The sequence below is a fragment of the Streptomyces sp. NPDC001980 genome (assembly GCF_040296885.1).
GTDB lineage: Bacteria > Actinomycetota > Actinomycetes > Streptomycetales > Streptomycetaceae > Streptomyces.
On sequence record NZ_JBEOYD010000044.1, the window covers coordinates 12,223 to 30,776 of the forward strand.

Here is an 18,554-nt window from a genome sequence, read left to right on the forward strand (position 1 = left end):
ATGACGACCACCACCACCGCTGTGCAAGAACCGGCGCGGGTGAACTCCCCCGGGGCGGCGGGCGGCTCGGGCCGCCGCCCCGGGCGGATCCGCCGGATCGGACTGCCCTACCTGCTCCTCCTGCCCGCCCTGCTGCTCGAACTCCTCGTCCACCTCATCCCGATGGTCATCGGCGTCGTGATGAGCTTCAAGGAGCTCACCCAGTTCTACATCCGCGACTGGACCACCGCCCCCTGGGCCGGGTTCGACAACTACAAGCTGTCGGTCGAGTTCAACGCCCCGATCGGCAAAGCCCTGTTGCACTCGTTCTTCGTCACCGTCGGCTTCACCCTGCTCTCGGTCGGCCTGTGCTGGCTGATCGGCACCGCGGCCGCGGTGTTCATGCAGGACACCTTCCGCGGCCGGGGCCTGCTGCGCGCCCTGTTCCTGGTGCCGTACGCGCTGCCGGTCTACGCGGCCGTCATCACCTGGGTGTTCATGTTCCAGCACGACAACGGCCTGGTGAACCATGTCCTGCACGACCAGCTGCACCTCACCGACAAGCCGTCCTTCTGGCTGATCGGCGACAACAGCTTCTACGCGCTGCTCATCGTGTCGGTGTGGAAGGGCTGGCCGTTCGCCTTCCTGATCGTGATGGCCGGCCTCCAGAACATCCCGCGGGAGCTGTACGAGGCGGCCGCCCTGGACGGCGCCGGCATGTGGCAGCAGATCCGCCGGATCACCCTGCCGTCGCTGCGCCCGGTCAACCAGGTGCTGATCCTGGTCCTGTTCCTCTGGACGTTCAACGACTTCAACACGCCGTTCGTCCTGTTCGGCAGGTCCGCCCCGGAGGCCGCCGACCTCATCTCGGTCCACATCTACCAGGCCTCCTTCGTCACCTGGAACTTCGGCAGCGGCTCGGCCATGTCCGTGCTCCTGCTGCTCTTCCTGCTGGTGGTGACCGGCGTGTACCTGGTGTTCACCTCGCGCGGACGGAGGACCTCGGATGTCTAGCTCGCCCATGGCCCCGCCGCGTTCCTTCCTCTGGTCCCGGCGGATCTTCCTCACGCTGCTCACCGGGTTCGTGCTGATCCCCGTGTACGTGATGATCTCCAGCTCTCTCAAGCCCCTCGCGGACGTCACCGGCAAGTTCCGCTGGCTGCCGAGCGGGCTGACCGTCCGCCCGTACATCGACATCTGGTCGACGATCCCGCTCGCCCGGTACTTCGTGAACTCGCTGATCGTGTCGGTCGCCGCGACCGTCTGCTCGGTCGTCGTCGCGGTGTTCGCCGCCTACGCCGTCAGCCGCTACGAGTTCCGCGGCAAGCGCGTCTTCACGGTCACCGTGCTGTCCACGCAGATGTTCCCGGGCATCCTCTTCCTGCTCCCGCTGTTCCTGCTGTACGTCAACATCGGCAACGCCACCGGCATCGCCCTGTTCGGCTCCCGCGGCGGCCTGATCCTCACCTACCTGACGTTCTCGCTGCCGTTCTCGATCTGGATGCTGATCGGGTACTTCGACTCGGTGCCGCGGGACCTGGACGAGGCGGCGCTGGTGGACGGCTGCGGGCCGCTCGGCGCGCTGCTGCGGATCGTCGTACCCGCCGCGATCCCCGGCATCGTCGCGGTCGCCGTCTACGCGTTCATGACCGCCTGGGGCGAGGTGCTGTTCGCGTCGGTGATGACCAACGACACCACCCGCACCCTGGCCGTCGGCCTCCAGGGCTACTCCACGCTCAACAACGTGTACTGGAACCAGATCATGGCCGCCTCGCTCGTGGTCAGCGTTCCCGTCGTGGCCGGCTTCCTGCTCCTCCAGCGCTACCTCGTCGCCGGGCTGACCGCCGGCGCCGTCAAGTGAACTCACCCAGTTCCGAAGGGAATTTCGTGACCATCGACCTCGCCGCCCTCCCGCACGACTTCCTGTGGGGCACGGCAACAGCGGCGTACCAGATCGAGGGAGCCGTCGCCGAGGACGGCCGTGCACCCTCCATCTGGGACACCTTCTCGCACACCCCGGGGAAGATCGACAACGACGACAACGGCGACGTCGCGTGCGACCACTACCACCGCTGGCGCGAGGACATCGACCTGATGCGGCAACTGGGCGCGAACGCCTACCGGTTGTCGGTCGCCTGGCCGCGCGTGCGGCCCGGCGGGGACGGCCCGGTCAACGCCAAGGGCCTCGACTTCTACGACGAGTTGATCGACGCCCTGCTGGCGGCCGGCATCACCCCGTCGGTCACCCTGTACCACTGGGACCTGCCGCAGGCCCTCCAGGACCGGGGCGGCTGGCCCGAGCGGGCGACCGCCGAGCACTTCGCCGCGTACGCCTCCGTCGTGGCCGAACGGCTCGGCGACCGTGTCCAGCACTGGACCACCCTCAACGAGCCGTCCTGCTCCGCCTGGATCGGCCACCTGGAGGGCAAGATGGCCCCCGGCTGGACCGACCTCACGGCGGCCGTCCGCGCCTCGTACCACCTGCTCCTCGGCCACGGCCTGGCCGCCCAGGCGATCCGCGCGGCGGCGCCCGGCGCCCAGGTCGGCATCGTGAACAACCTGTCCACGGTGTTCGCCGCCTCGGACCGCCCCGAGGACGCGGCCGCCGTCCGCCGCCACGACGGGCACGTCAACCGCTGGTGGCTGGACCCGGTGCACGGCCGCGGCTTCCCGGCCGACATGGTCGAGACCTACGGCGTCGAACTCCCCGAGCGCCCCGGCGACCTGGAGACCATCGCCACGCCGCTCGACTGGCTGGGCCTGAACTACTACTTCCCGGCCTACATCGAGAACGACCCGAACGGCCCCGCCCCCTACGCCCGTTCCGTGCGCCGCCCCGACGTCCCGCGCACCGGCATGGACTGGGAGATCGACGCGAGCGGCATCGAGACGCTGCTGCTGCGCCTCACCGAGGAGTACGGCGCCCGCAAGCTCTACGTCACCGAGAACGGCTCCGCCTACCCGGACGTGGTCCGCCCCGACGGCACGGTCGACGACCCCGAGCGCCAGGAGTACCTGGCCGGTCACCTCGCGGCCTGCGCCTCGGCGGCCCGCAAGGGGGCGCCGCTGGCCGGTTACTTCGCCTGGTCGCTGCTGGACAACTTCGAGTGGGCGTACGGCTACGACAAGCGGTTCGGTCTGGTCCACGTCGACTACCGCACCCAGGTCCGCACGATCAAGGGCAGCGGCCGCCGGTACGCGGACATCATCCGCGACCACCGGGGACAGGCCCGCCGGGCGGCCTGACACACACCGCGGTGGGCGCGGACCAGGGGAGTACCGCGCCCACCGCACAGACGACCGTCACGCGTCATCGCCATACGCACGAGCACCAGGCACGGAGCTTGATCTGTCATGCCCACGACATCAACGAACGGAACGCCAACGCTCAAACGGACCGTCAATGCTCAGGAGACCCGCATGTCATCCCCGTTCCGCATCCCCCGTACCGCCCTGGCCGCCCTCGCGGCGGCCGCCCTGCTGACCTCCGGCACGATCCTGGCCGCCCCGGCATCCTCGGCCGCCACTGCCGTGACCTGGGACACCGACCGCGCCAACACCGCGTACGCGGCCAACCCGAACGCCGTCACCGCCTCCGGCTACGAGAACGGCGGCACCACGCCGGCCATGGCCTTCGACGGCAACGGCGCGACCCGCTGGTCCAGCAACTTCGCCGACAACGCCTGGATCCAGATCGACCTCGGCACCACGATCCGCATCGACAGCGTGGTCCTCGACTGGGAGGCCGCGTACGGCAGGAGATACGTCCTGGAGGCCTCGAAGAACGGCACCGACTGGACGCCCTTCTACACCGAGACCGCGGGCACCGGCGGCTCGGTCACCGCGCACACCTACCCGCAGGAGGTCACCGGCCGCTACGTCCGGATGCGCGGCATCGAACGCGCCACCCCCTACGGCTACTCGCTCTGGAACTTCAAGGTCTACGGCGGCGAACCGGCCCCCGCGTCCTCGACCGTCACCAACCTCGCCCTGAACCACCCGGCGTACTCCAACTACTACCAGCACGCGGGCAATTCACCGGCGTTCGCCACCGACGGCGGCTGGCCGGCGGACCTGAAGGGCGACTACACCCGCTGGTCCAGCGACTGGAACACCGACCGCTGGATCTCGGTCGACCTCGGCGCCACCTCCACGATCTCCTCCGTGGACCTCTACTGGGAGTCGGCGTACGCCGTCGACTACCTGCTCCAGGTCTCCGACGACAACGTCAACTGGCGCACGGTGTACGAGCCGTCGGCCGCCGACATAGCCGCCCGCCGCGCGAACGTCGTGTCCCCCTCCGACGCATCGGGCCTGCACGTCACCGTCACCCTCTCCTCCCCGACGACCGGCCGCTACGTCCGCATGCTCGGCAAGGAGCGCCGCAGTTTCTACAACCCGGCCCCCTACACCGCGCAGTTCGGCTACTCCCTCTACGAGTTCCAGGTCTGGGGCACCGGCGGCAGCGCCTCGGCCGCCTACCCCGCCCTCCCTGGCGACCAGTCGGGCACCTACCAGACCACGTTCTTCGACGACTTCACCGGCTCCTCGCTCGACCGCTCCAAGTGGCGGGTCGTCCGCACCGGCACCGAGATGGGCTCGGTCAACGGCGAGGCCCAGGCGTACGTCGACTCGTCGGACAACATCCAGACCCAGAACGGCGAGCTGCTCCTCAAGGCGAAGTACTGCAAGGGCTGCACCCAGGCGGGCGGCGGCACCTACGACTTCTCCTCGGGCCGCATCGACACCAACACCCACTTCGACTTCACCTACGGCCGCGTGAGCGCGCGCATGAAACTCCCGGTCGGCGACGGCTTCTGGCCCGCCTTCTGGCTGCTCGGCAGCAACGTCGACGACCCGTCCGTCTCCTGGCCCGCCTCCGGCGAGACCGACATCATGGAGAACATCGGCTACCCGACGTGGACCAGTACCTCCCTCCACGGCCCCGGCTACTCCGCCGACGGCAACATCGGCGCCCGCCAGACCTTCCCGAACGGCGGCACCATCGACCAGTGGCACACCTACGCGGTCGAGTGGACACCGACGGCGATGCGCTTCTACGTCGACGACACCCTGGTCCAGGAGACGACCCGCAACGTCCTGGAGTCGACCCGCGGCCAATGGGTCTACAACCACAACCAGTACGTCATCCTCAACCTCGCCCTCGGCGGCGCCTACCCCGCCGGCTGGAACCAGGTCACCACCCCCTACTGGGGCCTCCCGCAGTCCAGCGTGGACAAGATCGCGGCCGGGGGAGTGCAGGCCGAGGTGGACTGGGTGCGGGTGGAGCAGAAGAAGTAACGGTACGCAGGTCCCGGCACGCCCGCCCGCGCACGAACCTGTGAGGTCCGCACCGGACCTCACAGGAAAATCCAGGTCATGAGTGAACGGGGCGTCCCTGCCTCGCGTACCACCCCACCGTGGGAGGATCGCTCACCATGAGTGCGTCACCGGCGGTAAGGAGCCTGCGTGCCGCGGTGTTCGCCGCGGTGTGCGTGCTCCTGGCTGCCGCCGGGCACGGCCTCGCCATGGGCGACATGCCGCCGCTGTGGGCCGACGCGGCCGGGTTCGCGGCCGTGTTCGCCCTCGGGCGGGCCCTCGCGGGGCGTGAGCGTGGGCTGCCGGAGATCGGCGTCGGCATGCTGCTCACCCAGGCCGGTCTGCACTTCGGCTTCGACGCGGCCCGCGCGGTCACTCCGGCTGCTCCCGCGCCCACCATGACCATGGCCCGCATCAACCTGCACGGTCATGCCATGGCTGGAATGTCGAAGATGTCTGGTATGGGCGATGTGGTGCGGCAGCATCCGCACGTCCACGTCCTGACCGCGCACGCCACCCTCGCCCACGTCGTCGCCGCGCTCGTCGCCGCCTGGTGGCTGCGGCGCGGCGAGGCGGCGCTGTGGTCGCTGCTGCGGCGGACCGCCGCGCTCGTCCCCGGTCTGGCCGCCTGGTGGCGCGACGCCCCGCTGCCCGCCCCGGCCGGCGGCCCCCGCCTGGCCCCGGCCGGTCCGATACGGCCTCGCCCGCTGCTCGCGCTGCGGCACGCGGTGAGCCGGCGCGGCCCCCCGAACCCGATCCCGTACACGGTCCAACACTCGTAAGACTCTCTAACAGACTTCACTCGTACGGAGATCGACTCACTCATGCCCGCTATGTCCGCGACCCGACTCACCCTCCGTCGCGCCGCCACCGTCACCGCGCTGACCGCCGCGTCGGTCCTGGCCGCCGCCGGCATCGCCGCCGCGCATGTCACCGTCCACCCCGAGAGCTACGCCAAGGGCGCCACCGACGGCGTGCTGACCTTCCGCGTGCCCAACGAGGAGGACACCGCCACCACCACCAAGGTCCAGGTCTACCTGCCCACCGACCACCCGGTCCTGGGCGTCCTCGTCACCCCGCACGACGGCTGGACCGCCAAGGTGACCACCACCAAGCTCAAGACGCCCGTGAAGACCGACGACGGCACCATCACCGAGGCAGCCTCCGAGATCACCTGGACCGGCGGCAAGATCGGCGCCGGCCAGTTCGAGGACTTCGACGTCGCCTTCGGCCAACTGCCCGAGGACGCCGACCAGCTGGCCTTCAAGACCCTGCAGACCTACTCCGACGGCAAGGTCGTCCGCTGGATCGAGGAGGCGCAGAGCGGCGACGACGAGCCGGAGAACCCGGCGCCGACGCTCAAGCTGACGGCGGCGGGCGACGACTCCGCCGCGGCGGCCGCACCGGCCACGAAGACCAGCGGCAAGGCGACCACCACGGCCGCCGACTCCAGCGACTCCACCGCCCGCGGCCTCGGCATCGCGGGCCTGATCGTCGGCGCCCTGGGCCTGGCGGCGGCCGCGTTCGCCGTGGTGCGGACGCGCGGCGCGAAGTCGTAGGCCGGCACGCGTCGGCAAACGCAGAAGGGGCCCGGACCGGTGAACGGTCCGGGCCCCTTCTCCGCGCTCGGTTCACCGCACCGCCAGCTCCAGCATCTCCAGCTCCTCGGCGGAATCCGGCACCCGCTCCGCCGTAGCCGCGAGCGCCACCTCGCGGGAGGCCGGCCGGGCGTTGCGCCACAGCCACAGCACGTCCCGCCCGAAGGACCACACCAGGGAGCCGAGCGCCAGCAGCACCACGCCCAGGTTGGCCAGGTACGGCAGCAGGTCCGCGCCGGCCAGCAGCAGGCAGATGCCCTGCATCGCGGCGACCGTCTTGCGGGCCATGGAGTGCGGCAGCGGGGCGTTCAGCCAGGGCGCGACCTTCGCGGCCGCGACGAACGCGTAGCGCATTCCGCCGATCAGGAGGACCCAGGGGCCGAGCTGCGTGGAGACGTACACGCTCAGCACCAGGATCAGGAACGCGTCGACCTCCATGTCGAAGCGGGCGCCCAGCGCGGTCGACGTACCCGTCCTGCGGGCCACCTGGCCGTCCACGCCGTCGAGGATCAGGGCCACGGCCGTGAGGCCGACCAGGAGCGTGACCGGCGGGGAGCTCTCGAAGGAGTCGGCGACCAGGGCGGTCACGCCGCCGACCAGGATCGCGCGGCCGAGGGTCACCCGGTTGGCGGGGCCGAAAGAGCGCGGCCGGGTGCGGTGCAGGGCCCGGGAGAGCACCGCCCAGGTGGCTATCGCGAACGCGAGACCCGTCAGCCAGCCGGCCGGCCCCATGCCGATCGCCGTCCCGAGCAGGGCCAGCAACAGGATCTGCACGCCCGCTCCCACAGCGGTCTCCTGCTGGACCAGCCTGGCTTCGTAAGTGTTGTTCAGGGCCACCGCACGTCCTCCGGCCGAATGACAGAGTCGATCAACGCCGCGTACTGTGCGCGGCCTGTGCACTTCTCGCTGTGCACAACTCCGTACGTGAACCACTTCCCGATCGTTCAGGAGGATGCCGATGAACTCTTCGGCCCGCGCGTTCTGGCTCCGCTCCCCGGGCCACGGAGAGCTGCGTGACGTCACTCTCGCCGAGCCCGGCGAGGGCGAGGTGCTGGTGCGCGCGCTGTACTCGGGGGTCAGCCGGGGCACGGAGACACTGGTGTTCCGGGGCGGGGTGCCGGAGAGCCAACACGCCGTGATGCGGGCGCCGTTCCAGGAGGGCGACTTCCCCGGTCCGGTGAAGTACGGCTACCTCAGCGTCGGCGTGGTCGAGCAGGGTCCCGACGGGCTGATCGGCCGTACGGTCTTCTGTCTGTATCCGCATCAGACGCACTACGTCGTTCCGGTGAGCGCGGTGACGGTGGTACCGGAGCGGGTACCCCCGGCGCGTGCGGTACTCGCGGGCACGGTGGAGACCGCCCTGAACGCCCTCTGGGACGCGAGGCCGCTGGTCGGCGACCGGATCGCGGTCATCGGCGGCGGCATGGTCGGCTGCTCGGTCGCCGCCCTGCTCGCCCGCTTCCCCGGCGTACGGCTCCAGCTGGTCGACGCCGACCCGGCCCGGGCCAAGACCGCGGAGGCCCTCGGCGTGGACTTCGCGGCCCCCGAGGACGCCCGCGGCGAGTGCGACCTGGTCGTGCACGCCAGCGCCACCGAACAGGGCCTCGGCCGCGCACTGGAGCTCCTCGCGCCGGAGGGCACGGTCCTCGACCTGAGCTGGTACGGCGACCGGCGGATCGCCCTCCCGCTCGGCGAGGCCTTCCACTCCCGCCGGCTCACCGTGCGCAGCAGCCAGGTCGGCACCGTCTCCCCGGCCGCCCGCGCCGGCCGCACGTACGCCGACCGGCTCGCCCTGGCCCTGGACCTGCTGGCCGACCCGGCACTGGACGCCCTCATCACGGGGGAAAGCGCGTTCGAGGAGCTGCCGGAGGTGCTCCCGAGACTCGCCTCCGGGGAGCTTCCGGCCCTCTGTCACCGGGTCCGCTACGGCGACAACGGCTGACGGAACGTCCAATAACGTGCAGTGCGGGCCGCCAAGAGGTCCTGACCTGAGAAAAGAGTGAGAGTGGACTGAACGCGGGGAAGCCAAGAGCCGTATTAAGGGCATCCCCCGGCAGGGATCAGCCGGGGACCAGACGCGCCGCACCTGGAGGGTCGTCCGTTGTTCAGCATCACCGTCCGCGATCACATCATGATCGCCCACAGCTTCCGCGGCGAGGTGTTCGGGCCCGCGCAGCGACTGCACGGCGCCACGTTCCTCGTGGACGCCACCTTCCGCCGTGAACAGCTGGACGACGACAACATCGTCGTCGACATCGGTCTTGCCACCCAGGAGCTCGGTGCTGTGGTCAGCGAGCTGAACTACAGAAACCTCGACAACGAGCCCGACTTCGCCGGGGTCAACACCTCCACGGAGTTCCTCGCCAAGGTCATCGCCGACCGGCTCGCCGAGCGGATCGAGAAGGGCGCGCTCGGCGAGGGCGCCCGGGGCCTCGCCGGACTGACCGTCACCCTCCACGAGTCGCACGTCGCCTGGGCGAGTTACGAGCGTGCCCTGTGACCGACATGGCCATCGGCCGCCCCTCGGCCCTCACCTACGTGCCCGCGCAGCGCGCGGCCACCACCGACAGCAAGGCTCCGGCGAACATCGGGATCCTCCCCATGTCCCTGCGCACCGTGCACTTCGTCATGCCCGGCGGCGTCGACGACCCGGCCAACCCGAGCGGCGGCAACGCCTACGACCGGCGGGTCTGCCTGGACCTGCCCGGCTTCGGCTGGCAGGTCACCAAACACGCGGTCGACGGCTCCTGGCCGCGCCCCGACACCGCCGCCCGCGACGCCCTCGCCCGCACCCTGCGGGAACTGCCCGACGGCACCGTCGTCCTCCTGGACGGCCTGGTGGCCTGCGGGGTCCCGGAGATCGTCGTACCGGAGACGGAGCGGCTGCGGCTCGCCGTGCTCGTCCACCTCCCGCTCGGCGACGAGACCGGGCTCGACGCGGCCGTGGCCGCCGACCTCGACGCCCGCGAGCGCACGGTGCTGCGCGCCGTACCTGCCGTGATCGCGACCAGCGACTGGGCGGTACGGCGGCTGGTCTCGCACCACGGCCTGGCCCCCGAACGGGTGCATGTCGCCACTCCGGGTGCCGACATCGCCCCGCTGGCCGGCGGCACCGACGGCGTCTCGCACCTGCTGTGCGTCGCCGCCGTCACCCCGCGCAAGGGCCAGCACCGGCTGATCGAGGCGCTCGCCGCGGTCCGGGACCTGCCCTGGACCTGCACCTGCGTCGGCGGTCTCGACGCGGCTCCCGAGTACGTCGCCCATCTGCGGTCGCTGATCGCGGAGCACGGGCTGACGGACCGGCTGCACCTCGCGGGCGCGCGCGCCGGGGCGGACCTCGACGCCAGCTACGCGGCCGCCGACCTGATGGTCCTCACCTCGTACGCCGAGACGTACGGCATGGCGGTCACCGAGGCCCTCGCCCGCGGCATCCCGGTGCTCGCGACCGATGTCGGCGGTCTGCCGGAAGCGGTGGGCCGGGCCCCCGACGGCGGGGTACCCGGCATCCTCGTGCCGCCGGAGGACCCCGCCGCGCTCGCCGTCGAACTGCGCGGCTGGTTCGGCGAGGCGGACGTACGCCGCCGCCTCAAGGCCGCCGCGCGCGGCCGGCGGGCGGCGCTCGACGGCTGGGCGACCACCGCCCGCAGCCTGGCCGGAGTCCTGCTGCGGCTCCCTGACGAACCCCGGAGGGCGGCATGACCAGCGAGACCACGACCACTACTCCGGTCGGCGCGATACCCGCGCAGCCGGGGCCGATGGATGTTACGGATGCGGGAATGGGACGAGAACGCGAACAGGCGCCTTCCGAGGTGATAGCCGGGGCCGGTCCCGTCGTCCGTCCGGGCGAGCGGGCCACCGTGCGGCTGCGGGAGACCGGGCCCGAGGAGCCGCCGCGGTACGCCCCCGAGTGGCTGGAGCTGCGGGAGAGCGCGGACGCGGCCGCCCGGGCGCACGACCTGCTGGACCCGCTGCGGATCCGGCTGGCCAACCTGCCCGGCAAGGCGGGCGGGATCGTCGTGCACGACCTGGGCTGCGGCACCGGCTCGATGGGCCGCTGGCTCGCGCCCCGCCTCGACGGCTCCCAGCACTGGATCCTGCACGACCGCGACCCCTACCTGCTGCACTTCGCCGCCGTCGCCTCGCCCCGCGCGGCCGCCGACGGCAGCCGGGTCACGGTGGAGACCCGGCGCGGCGACGTCGCCCGGCTCACCCCGGACGCGCTGATCGGCGCCTCCCTGGTGACCGCGTCCGCGCTCCTGGACGTCCTCACCCGGGAGGAGGTCGACATACTCGCCGAGGCCTGCACCGGGGCCGGCTGCCCCGCACTGCTCACCCTGTCGGTCGCCGGGCGGGTCGAACTGACCCCCGCCCACCCGCTGGACGCCGAGCTCGCCGACGCCTTCAACGACCACCAGCGGCGCGGCGGCATGCTCGGCCCGGACGCCGTCACCGCCGCCTGTGAGGCGTTCTCCGACCGGGGCGCCACCGTGAAGCTGCACCCCAGCGCGTGGCGGCTCGGCCCCGACGAGAAGGCGCTCACCGAGCAGTGGCTGCGCGGCTGGGTCGGCGCCGCCGTCGAGGAACGCCCCGAACTGGCCGAGCGCGCCGACGCCTACCTGGCCGAGCGGCTCGCCGCCAACACGGACGGCGAACTGCGGGTCGTCGTGCACCACAGTGACCTGCTCGCGCTCGCCCGGCCGACCGGAGGCACCTCATGAGCACCCCCACCCTGGTCCGGCAGCCCGCGCCCGTCGCCCCGCCGGCCGTGCCCCGGCGCCTCAACCTCCGCGCCGTCCGCACCCACCTGGGCACCGTCGCCGGAGCCGCCATCATCGCCGTGCTGCTGTGGCGGCTCGGCACCGGCGTCTTCCTCGACGGACTGCGCCGGATCGACACCCCGACCCTGGTCGCCGGCCTGGTGATCGGCGCGGTCACGACCGTACTGAGCGCCTGGCGCTGGCAGTTGGTGGCCCGCAGCCTCGGCCTCCGGCTGCCGCTCGGGCCCGCCGTCGGCGACTACTACCGGGCGCTGTTCCTGAACGCGGCCCTGCCCGGCGGAGTCCTCGGCGACGTGCACCGGGCCGTCCGGCACGGGCAGAGCGAGGGCGACATCGGGCGCGGGGTCCGCGCCGTCGTCCTCGAACGCACCGCGGGACAGATCGCGTTGACGGTGTTCGGCGCCGGCGCGCTGCTGATCCTGCCCTCGCCGGTCCGCGACGAGGTGCGCAGCTTCGCCCCGCTGGCGGCGGCCGGGCTGGCCGGCGCGTGCGCGATCGTGGTCGCCCTCCGCATGAACAAGGCCCCGGGCAAGCGCGCCGGCGCCCTGCGCGCCACCCTCGGCGAGGCCCGCCGCGCGCTGCTGTCGCGGCGGAACGCGCCGGGCGTCGCCCTGTCCTCGGCGGTCATCCTCGCCGGGCACGTCGGGATGTTCGTGGTGGCCGCGCGGGTCGCCGGTTCGGCCGCGTCCGTGGCGGTCCTCGTCCCGATCGCGGTCCTCGCCCTGGTCGCCATGGGCCTGCCGCTGAACGTCGGCGGCTGGGGCCCCCGGGAGGGCGTCACCGCCTGGGCGTTCGCCGCGGCCGGCCTCGGCGCGGACAGCGGGCTCGCCACGGCCGTGGTCTACGGCGTCCTCAGCTTCGTGGCGGCCCTGCCGGGTCTGGTGGTCCTGGTCGTCCGCTGGTACGCCGGACTGCGCTACTCCCGCCCGGCGGTGAGCAGTTCGAAAATCGCGCCGAAGGAATCCGCGAGGCTCGACAGGAGTTCCTTCCCCTTTTCCGCCGACCCCAGGGAAGGACGGCCGATGACGCCCGACTCGGTATAGGCGGACATTCCCAGGGTGAGGAGATGACGACGGTCGTCAGCGGTGAAATCGGCAGACTCGTAACCAGGGCGGACCAATTCGGGATGAGCGTGCAGCAGAATGGAGGTCTCGATTTCTCCGGCGTGCATGTCGGTGAGCGCCGAGGTCTCCACCCCGGCCCGCGAAAGCGCTGTCTCCCAGTCCTCCGCGGCCGGGTACAGGGCCATCCGCTCGCCCCGCGCGGACGCCTCCTGGACGACGTTGCCCAGTACGTAGTTGCCGCCGTGGCCGTTGACCACGACCAGCGCCTCGACGCCCGAGCGGCGCAGCGAGCCGGCGATGTCGTTCACCACCGCGTGCAGTGTCACCGCGGAGATGCTGACGGTCCCCGGCCAGGCCGCGTGCTCGTGCGAGCAGGAGACCGTCACCGGAGGGAGGAGGTGCACCGGGTACGCGGCGGCGATCTCCCGGGCGACGGCACAGGCGACGTGGGTGTCCGTCGCGAGCGGAAGGTAGGGGCCGTGCTGTTCGAAGCTCCCCACGGGAAGGACGGCGACCTGTGTTGAAACGCCCGCCCCCCTGGTCCGTACCTCTTCCGTAGTGTCCGCCGGCAACAAGTCGTATGCCGCCGTACGCGCGCCCGAACCACTCATCATTTCACGGCCTTTCGTCTCCTCTTAGGAATCAGATCATGACAGAGAACATCGGCGTACTCGGCAAGAAGTCCCCACGGCGTTCGGGCGTGGAACGCGTCGTGAATGCACCGCTGCCCACCGTCTACGGGAAATTCCAGGCGATCGGCTACCTGGACCACGACCGCGGTGACGAGCAAGTCGCCCTGGTCTACGGGGACATCGACAGCGACCGGGTGCTGACCCGGCTGCACTCCGAGTGCCTGACCGGGGACGCGTTCGGCTCCCAGCACTGCGAGTGCGGCGACCAGCTGGCCGCCGCGCTGCGCGCGGTCGTCGCCGAGGGCAGCGGCATCGTCGTCTACCTGCGGGGGCACGAGGGCCGCGGCATCGGCCTGCTCGCCAAGCTGCGCGCGATGGCCCTGCAGGCGGAGGGCCTCGACACCGTCGAGGCGAACCTCGCGCTCGGCCTGCCCGTGGACGCCCGGGACTACGGGGTCGCCGCCGGCATCCTGAGCGACCTCGGGGTGCGTTCGGTACGCCTGATGTCCAACAACCCGCGCAAGCGCGAGTCGTTGGAACGGCACGGCATCGACGTTGCTGAAACGGTCCCGCTGCTGATCGAGCCGTGCGAGAACAACATCACCTACCTGCGGACGAAGCGCGAGCGTCTCGACCACGTGCTGCCCCACCTGGACGCGGTGGCGCACTGGTCCTGAGGTACCGGGCGGCCTCCCGGGGAAGGATCGGGGGAGACCGACAGGAGGTACACGCGTGAATCTTCGGGCCCAGGTCGTGATCATCGGCGGCGGGGTGATGGGTACCAGCATCGCCTGCCATCTCGCGAGGGCGGGCGTCCGCGACGTCGTCCTCGTCGAACGCGACGAACTCGCCGCCGGATCCACCTCGAGGGCCGCGGGCGGAGTGCGCGCCCAGTTCTCCGACGAGCTCAACATCCAGCTGGGCGCGCGCAGCCTGGAGGCCTTCGCCCGCTTCGGCGAGGAGACCGGGTACGACATCGGGCTGCACCGCGTCGGCTACCTCTTCCTCCTCTCCACCCCCGAGGAGGTCGCCTCCTTCGAGGCAGGGGTCCGGCTGCAGAACCACCTCGGCGTGCCCAGCCGGATGCTGACACCGAAGGAGGCGGCCCGGCTCTCCCCGCTGATCGCCACCGACGGACTGCTGGCCGCCGCGTACTCCCCGGACGACGGCCACTGCACGCCCGAGGCCGTCGTGCACGGCTACGCGGCCACCGCCCGCGCCCATGGCGCCCGCGTCCTGCGCCACACCGAGGTCACCGGCATCGAACGGGACGGCGCGTACGTCACCGCCGTGCACACCACCCTCGGCCGGATCGCCACCGAGACGGTGATCTGCGCGGCCGGCGCCTGGTCGCGGGCGGTCGGCGCGATGGCCGGCGTCGACTTACCGGTGCAGCCGCTGCGCCGCCAGATCGCGGTCACCGAGCCGGTCCCGGGGCTGCCGCCGACGCTCCCCATGACGATCGACTTCACCACCAGCCTGTACTTCCACGCCGAGGGCCCGGGCCTGCTGCTCGGCATGTCGGACCCCGACGAACGGCCGGGCTTCGCCACCGACACCCACGACCGCTGGATCCCGCGCCTGTACGCGGCGATGGAACGCCGCGCCCCGGCCCTGCTGGACCTGCGCCGTACCGGCGGCTGGGCGGGCCTGTACGAGAACACCCCGGACCACAACGCCCTGATCGGTGAGGCGGCCTCGGTCTCCCGGTTCCTGTACGCCACCGGGTTCTCCGGCCACGGCTTCCTTCAGGCACCGGCGGTTGGCGAGGTGGTCCGCGACCTGTATCTGGGCCGCGCGCCCTTCCTGGACGTCCGCCCGCTCGGCGCCGGCCGGTTCGCGGCCGACGCCCCACGCCCGGAGGCCAATCTGGTCTGACCCCTGGCCCCGCCCGGCGGGACGGCGCTCAGTCCTGGATCGCCTCGTGGACCAGCCGGCGCAGGTCCGGGAAGATCTTCAGGGTCTTCGGCCGGACCTGCGTGTGGAACTGCACGGTCAGGTCGTGGGTGGGGTCGACCCAGAACGCGGTGGTCGCCGCGCCGGTCCAGCCGTAGGCGCCGGGGCTGCTCGGGGAGAGGGTGCGGTCCGGGTCGATCACCACGGAGACGCCGAGGCCGAAGCCGAGCCCGTCGTTGCCGGGTTCCTGGTGGACGGGGGCGCCGTAGGTCCGCAGGTCGGCCCCGCCGGGCAGGTGGTTGCTGGAGAGCAGCCCGACCGAGGCGGGGGACAGCAGCCGGACGCCGTCCAGTTCGCCGCCCCGGCGCAGCATCTCCATGAAACGGTGGTAGTCGTACGCCGTCGCGGCGAGGCCGCCGCTGCCGGACAGGAAACGGGGACGGCCGCGCAACGGCAGCCCGGGGATCGCGTCGATGCCGCCGCCCTCCGACTCGCCGTACAACTCGGAGAGACGGTCCGCCTGTTCGGGCACGATGTGCAGGCCTGCGTCCGGCATGCCGAGCGGACGGAAGATCCGGTCGGCGAAGAACTCGTCGAGCCGCTGCCCGGAGACCACCTCGACGACCCGGCTGAGCACGTTGAAGCCGACGGAGTAGTTCCACTGGGTGCCCGGCTCGAACTGGAGCGGCATGCGGGCGTACACCGCCATCGCCTCGGCGAGGTCCGCGCCCGACGGCACCGAGAACTCAAGGCCCGCCTCGCGGTACCGGGCGTCCACGGGGTGCGTGTGGTAGAAGGCGAAGGTCAACCCGGCGGTGTGGGTGAGCAGATGGCGGATCCGGATCGGCCCGTCGGCCGGCCGGGTCACCATGTCGTCGCCCGAACCGGAGACGTGGACCCGCGGGGCGGCGAACTCGGGCAGGAAACGGTCCACCGGGTCGTCCAGCGACAGCAGTCCGTCCTCCACGAGCAGCAGCACGGCGACCGCGGTGACCGGCTTGGTCATGGAGTAGATCCGCCAGATGGTGTCCGCCTCGACCGGCAGCCCGGCCGCGCGGTCGCGGTGGCCCTGGGTGGTGAGGTGGGCGACCCGGCCGCCGCGTGCCACGGCCACCAGGTAACCGGGCAGGCGCCCTTCGTCGACGTAGTGGGCGAAGTGCTGGTCGAGGCGATCGAGCGCCTTCACGTCCAGCCCCACCTCACCGGGGTCGACTTCCTGTCGCAGCTGTGCCATCGCTCTCCTTGGGTCGTGTCGTCCGCGGTGCGGTCCGACCTCGGACCTCATCGTCGCGCAGGAAGAGGGGAACGGTCCCGCTCATCCACGTGTGGTGTGACGGACGCTATAGGAGCGGCACCGGGAAGCGGACGTGCCGCCGCCACGCCGAGCACCGCCACAAACGCCATCACGAGCAGCGGTTTCACGGTCCCGGAGCCCAGCAGCGCCCCTGCCACGGCCACCCCGAGCGCCGGGCCGACGTTGAGCGCGGTCTGCTGCAGTCCGCCCGCCACCCCGGCCGCCCCGACGTCCGACCGGTGTACGACGACGTGTGTCGCGGCCACCATCACCGTGCCGAACCCGGCGCCCAGCAGCCCGAACCCGCCGTAGAGCGCGGGCGCCGCCGAGGGCCGGGTCAGCAGCAGGACGCCGAGCGCGAGGAGCGCCGTCGCGGTAGCGGTGGTGCGGCGCGGGCCGAGACGGCGCAGGAGTGCGGGGCACCCGGCGGCGGACGCCACCATCAGCACCGCGAGCGGCAGGCTGCGCAGGGCGCTCGCGAACGGGTCGAGGCCCAGAGTGCGCTGGAGGACGTACACGGCGACGAACAGCGTCCCGAACAGGGCCGCCGACGCGGCGACCAGGACGCCGAGGGCCGCACCCACCGCAGGGGCGCCGATCACCCCGGGCGGCAACAGCGGACGCGCCGTGCGCCGCTCGTGCCGGACGAACACCGCCCCGGCGACCACGGCCGCCCCGAGGCTCACCGGCGTACCGGTGACCAGTCCGTGCACCAGACCGGCCAGCGCCACCGCGAGCAGCACCGCACCCGGCAGGTCGAGCGGGACCCGGACCGCCCGTTCCCGCCCACGCTCCCGCTCCCGCCCGGCCAGGGCGAACACCCCGAAGGCCGTGGTCGGCAGTACGTGCAGGAAGAACACCGCCCGCCAGCCGAGCCCGGTCACCAGCGCCCCGCCGAGCAACGGCCCCGCCGCGGCCGCCAGTCCGACGGCGGCGGTCCGTACCGCGAGGGGCCTCGCGAGCCGGTCCGCCGGGTACGCGGCCCGCAGCATGCCGAGGGTGGCCGGTTGCAGGAGCGCCCCGAACACCCCCTGTGCCACCCGCAGTCCGATCACCCAGCCGATCCCGGGCGCGAGCCCGATGCCGGCCGAGGCGGCGCCGAAGCCCAGCATGCCGAGCCCGAACACGCGCCGCTGCCCGTAGCGGTCACCGAGCCGTCCGGCGAACACCAGCAGGCTCGCCACCGCGATCAGGTAGGCGGTACTGGTCCACTGCACCTGCGCGAAGGAGGCGTGCAACTCCCGTTGCAGGGTGGGCTGCGCGACCGTGAGGACGGTGCCGTCCAGTGCGACGACCACGGCGCCCACGACACTGCTCGCCAGCGCCGGTCGCCGGTTCACTTCCCGGCTCCCAGATGGGCGTCCAGCGCCGCATCCAGCAGAGGCCCGAAGTCATCGACGCCGGTGGCGAGTCGAAGGCTGCCCCAGGCCCACAGCTGGGCGATGCCGTGCAGGTTCGCCCACAGGGCGCCCGCCACGAGCCGCGCGTCCGCACCGGGCCGAGCCCGGCCGACCAGGTCGGCGAGCAGCCCGAACAACGGAAGGCTGGTCTCCCGCAGCCGCAGATGGCCGCTCTCCAGCAGGTCATGACGGAACATCAGCTCGTACATGCCCGCGTTGTCCCGCGCGAACTCCAGGTACACCCGGGCCAGCGCGGCGACTTGCGCGCCCGGCGCGGCCGTACCGTCCCCCAGCGCCTCCTCTCCGCGCACGGCCAGCTCGGTGAAGCCCCGGCGTGCGATGGCCGAGAGCAGTTCGAGATGGGTGGGGAACCAGCGGCGCGGCGCCCCGTGCGAGACCCCCGCGCGACGGGCGATCTCCCGCAGCGTCAGCGCCTGGGCGCCCTCGGCGGCCACCAGCGCCACGCCGACGTCGACCAGCCGGTCCCGCAGATTCGTGTCGGACTCAGTCATGGACACTGTCTACCAGCGGCTTGTAGACAGTGTCTACGGAGCGGGGAGGCGGGAATGCCCGAGGGATGGGGCGGGGTTGCAC

General features: G+C 72.0%; 17 protein-coding genes and 1 pseudogene. 13 read left to right on the forward strand and 5 right to left on the reverse strand.

Annotated elements, in window-relative coordinates:
- The 6 genes from ABT137_RS41930 (at position 1) to ABT137_RS41955 (ending at position 6,857) form a co-directional block, all read left to right on the forward strand.
- Positions 1 to 993: a carbohydrate ABC transporter permease gene (locus tag ABT137_RS41930; RefSeq protein WP_351717344.1), complete on the forward strand. Its 993-nt coding sequence runs from the start codon at positions 1 to 3 to the stop codon at positions 991 to 993.
- Positions 994 to 1,000: 7 nt separating this feature from the next.
- Entirely contained in the window at positions 1,001 to 1,840 is an 840-nt protein-coding gene (locus ABT137_RS41935) for a carbohydrate ABC transporter permease (protein WP_351717438.1), read from the forward strand.
- 26 nt (positions 1,841 to 1,866) lie between these two features.
- On the forward strand, positions 1,867 to 3,225 hold the full coding sequence (locus tag ABT137_RS41940; RefSeq protein ID WP_351717345.1) for a GH1 family beta-glucosidase: 1,359 nt from the start codon (positions 1,867 to 1,869) through the stop codon (positions 3,223 to 3,225).
- Between the two features lie 174 nt (positions 3,226 to 3,399).
- Positions 3,400 to 5,280, forward strand: a complete 1,881-nt coding sequence (locus tag ABT137_RS41945; protein WP_351717347.1) for a discoidin domain-containing protein — start codon at positions 3,400 to 3,402, stop codon at positions 5,278 to 5,280.
- Between the two features lie 137 nt (positions 5,281 to 5,417).
- Positions 5,418 to 6,080, forward strand: coding sequence for a hypothetical protein (locus tag ABT137_RS41950; RefSeq protein WP_351717349.1), 663 nt, complete (start codon positions 5,418 to 5,420; stop codon positions 6,078 to 6,080).
- A gap of 51 nt (positions 6,081 to 6,131) precedes the next feature.
- The gene (locus tag ABT137_RS41955; protein WP_351717351.1) at positions 6,132 to 6,857 is read left to right on the forward strand and encodes a YcnI family protein; all 726 of its coding nucleotides are present in this window, start codon (positions 6,132 to 6,134) and stop codon (positions 6,855 to 6,857) included.
- A gap of 72 nt (positions 6,858 to 6,929) precedes the next feature.
- Here the strand turns inward: ABT137_RS41955 and ABT137_RS41960 are convergent, their stop codons facing one another.
- A complete protein-coding gene (locus tag ABT137_RS41960) occupies positions 6,930 to 7,733 on the reverse strand; it encodes a CDP-alcohol phosphatidyltransferase family protein (RefSeq protein ID WP_351717353.1) in 804 nt (267 codons plus the stop codon).
- Positions 7,734 to 7,854: 121 nt separating this feature from the next.
- On the opposite strand from ABT137_RS41960, the gene ABT137_RS41965 reads away from it, so the two are divergent.
- The 5 genes and pseudogenes from ABT137_RS41965 to ABT137_RS41985 form a co-directional block, all read left to right on the forward strand.
- On the forward strand, positions 7,855 to 8,838 hold the full coding sequence (locus ABT137_RS41965) for a zinc-dependent alcohol dehydrogenase (protein ID WP_351717354.1): 984 nt from the start codon (positions 7,855 to 7,857) through the stop codon (positions 8,836 to 8,838).
- A 159-nt stretch (positions 8,839 to 8,997) separates the two neighbouring features.
- On the forward strand, positions 8,998 to 9,396 hold the full coding sequence (locus ABT137_RS41970) for a 6-pyruvoyl trahydropterin synthase family protein (protein WP_210575166.1): 399 nt from the start codon (positions 8,998 to 9,000) through the stop codon (positions 9,394 to 9,396).
- 5 nt (positions 9,397 to 9,401) lie between these two features.
- On the forward strand, positions 9,402 to 10,595 hold the full coding sequence (locus tag ABT137_RS41975; protein WP_502984661.1) for a glycosyltransferase family 4 protein: 1,194 nt from the start codon (positions 9,402 to 9,404) through the stop codon (positions 10,593 to 10,595).
- A gap of 77 nt (positions 10,596 to 10,672) precedes the next feature.
- Positions 10,673 to 11,614 carry an SAM-dependent methyltransferase gene (locus ABT137_RS41980; RefSeq protein WP_351717359.1) on the forward strand — a complete coding sequence of 314 codons (942 nt, stop codon included), beginning with the start codon at positions 10,673 to 10,675 and terminating at the stop codon, positions 11,612 to 11,614.
- Positions 11,611 to 12,489 (forward strand): annotated as a pseudogene (locus tag ABT137_RS41985) (lysylphosphatidylglycerol synthase transmembrane domain-containing protein); the annotation flags it as partial. The gene ABT137_RS41980 and the pseudogene ABT137_RS41985, both read left to right, overlap by 4 nt.
- A gap of 101 nt (positions 12,490 to 12,590) precedes the next feature.
- On the opposite strand, the gene ABT137_RS41990 reads toward ABT137_RS41985, so the two are convergent.
- Complete coding sequence (locus ABT137_RS41990) at positions 12,591 to 13,349, reverse strand: creatininase family protein (RefSeq protein WP_351717440.1); 759 nt, start codon at positions 13,347 to 13,349, stop codon at positions 12,591 to 12,593.
- Positions 13,350 to 13,387: 38 nt separating this feature from the next.
- On the opposite strand from ABT137_RS41990, the gene ribA reads away from it, so the two are divergent.
- Together ribA and ABT137_RS42000 are read left to right on the forward strand one after the other, a co-directional pair.
- On the forward strand, positions 13,388 to 14,047 hold the full coding sequence (gene ribA / locus ABT137_RS41995) for a GTP cyclohydrolase II (protein WP_351717361.1): 660 nt from the start codon (positions 13,388 to 13,390) through the stop codon (positions 14,045 to 14,047).
- Between the two features lie 55 nt (positions 14,048 to 14,102).
- On the forward strand, positions 14,103 to 15,248 hold the full coding sequence (locus tag ABT137_RS42000; protein ID WP_351717362.1) for an NAD(P)/FAD-dependent oxidoreductase: 1,146 nt from the start codon (positions 14,103 to 14,105) through the stop codon (positions 15,246 to 15,248).
- Between the two features lie 28 nt (positions 15,249 to 15,276).
- On the opposite strand, the gene ABT137_RS42005 is transcribed toward ABT137_RS42000, so the two are convergent.
- From ABT137_RS42005 to ABT137_RS42015, 3 genes are read right to left on the reverse strand one after another with little or no spacing between them, the layout of a single operon-like run.
- On the reverse strand, positions 15,277 to 16,500 hold the full coding sequence (locus ABT137_RS42005) for a serine hydrolase domain-containing protein (RefSeq protein WP_351717364.1): 1,224 nt from the start codon (positions 16,498 to 16,500) through the stop codon (positions 15,277 to 15,279).
- A 47-nt stretch (positions 16,501 to 16,547) separates the two neighbouring features.
- On the reverse strand, positions 16,548 to 17,900 hold the full coding sequence (locus ABT137_RS42010) for an MFS transporter (RefSeq protein WP_351717365.1): 1,353 nt from the start codon (positions 17,898 to 17,900) through the stop codon (positions 16,548 to 16,550).
- A complete protein-coding gene (locus ABT137_RS42015; RefSeq protein ID WP_351717367.1) occupies positions 17,897 to 18,472 on the reverse strand; it encodes a TetR/AcrR family transcriptional regulator in 576 nt (191 codons plus the stop codon). Before ABT137_RS42015 ends, ABT137_RS42010 begins: the two co-directional genes overlap by 4 nt.
- Between the last annotated feature and the right edge of the window lie 82 nt (positions 18,473 to 18,554).

Coding starts and splice junctions, on each gene's coding strand:
- ABT137_RS41930 (WP_351717344.1), top strand. CDS start 1: ATGACGACCACCACCACCGCTGTGCAAGAACCGGCGCGGGTGAACTCC.
- ABT137_RS41935 (WP_351717438.1), top strand. CDS start 1,001: ATGGCCCCGCCGCGTTCCTTCCTCTGGTCCCGGCGGATCTTCCTCACG.
- ABT137_RS41945 (WP_351717347.1), top strand. CDS start 3,400: ATGTCATCCCCGTTCCGCATCCCCCGTACCGCCCTGGCCGCCCTCGCG.
- ABT137_RS41950 (WP_351717349.1), top strand. CDS start 5,418: ATGAGTGCGTCACCGGCGGTAAGGAGCCTGCGTGCCGCGGTGTTCGCC.
- ABT137_RS41955 (WP_351717351.1), top strand. CDS start 6,132: ATGTCCGCGACCCGACTCACCCTCCGTCGCGCCGCCACCGTCACCGCG.
- ABT137_RS41965 (WP_351717354.1), top strand. CDS start 7,855: ATGAACTCTTCGGCCCGCGCGTTCTGGCTCCGCTCCCCGGGCCACGGA.
- ABT137_RS41975 (WP_502984661.1), top strand. CDS start 9,402: ATGGCCATCGGCCGCCCCTCGGCCCTCACCTACGTGCCCGCGCAGCGC.
- ABT137_RS41980 (WP_351717359.1), top strand. CDS start 10,673: ATGGGACGAGAACGCGAACAGGCGCCTTCCGAGGTGATAGCCGGGGCC.
- ABT137_RS41990 (WP_351717440.1), bottom strand. CDS start 13,349: ATGAGTGGTTCGGGCGCGCGTACGGCGGCATACGACTTGTTGCCGGCG.
- ribA (WP_351717361.1), top strand. CDS start 13,388: ATGACAGAGAACATCGGCGTACTCGGCAAGAAGTCCCCACGGCGTTCG.
- ABT137_RS42005 (WP_351717364.1), bottom strand. CDS start 16,500: ATGGCACAGCTGCGACAGGAAGTCGACCCCGGTGAGGTGGGGCTGGAC.
- ABT137_RS42015 (WP_351717367.1), bottom strand. CDS start 18,472: ATGACTGAGTCCGACACGAATCTGCGGGACCGGCTGGTCGACGTCGGC.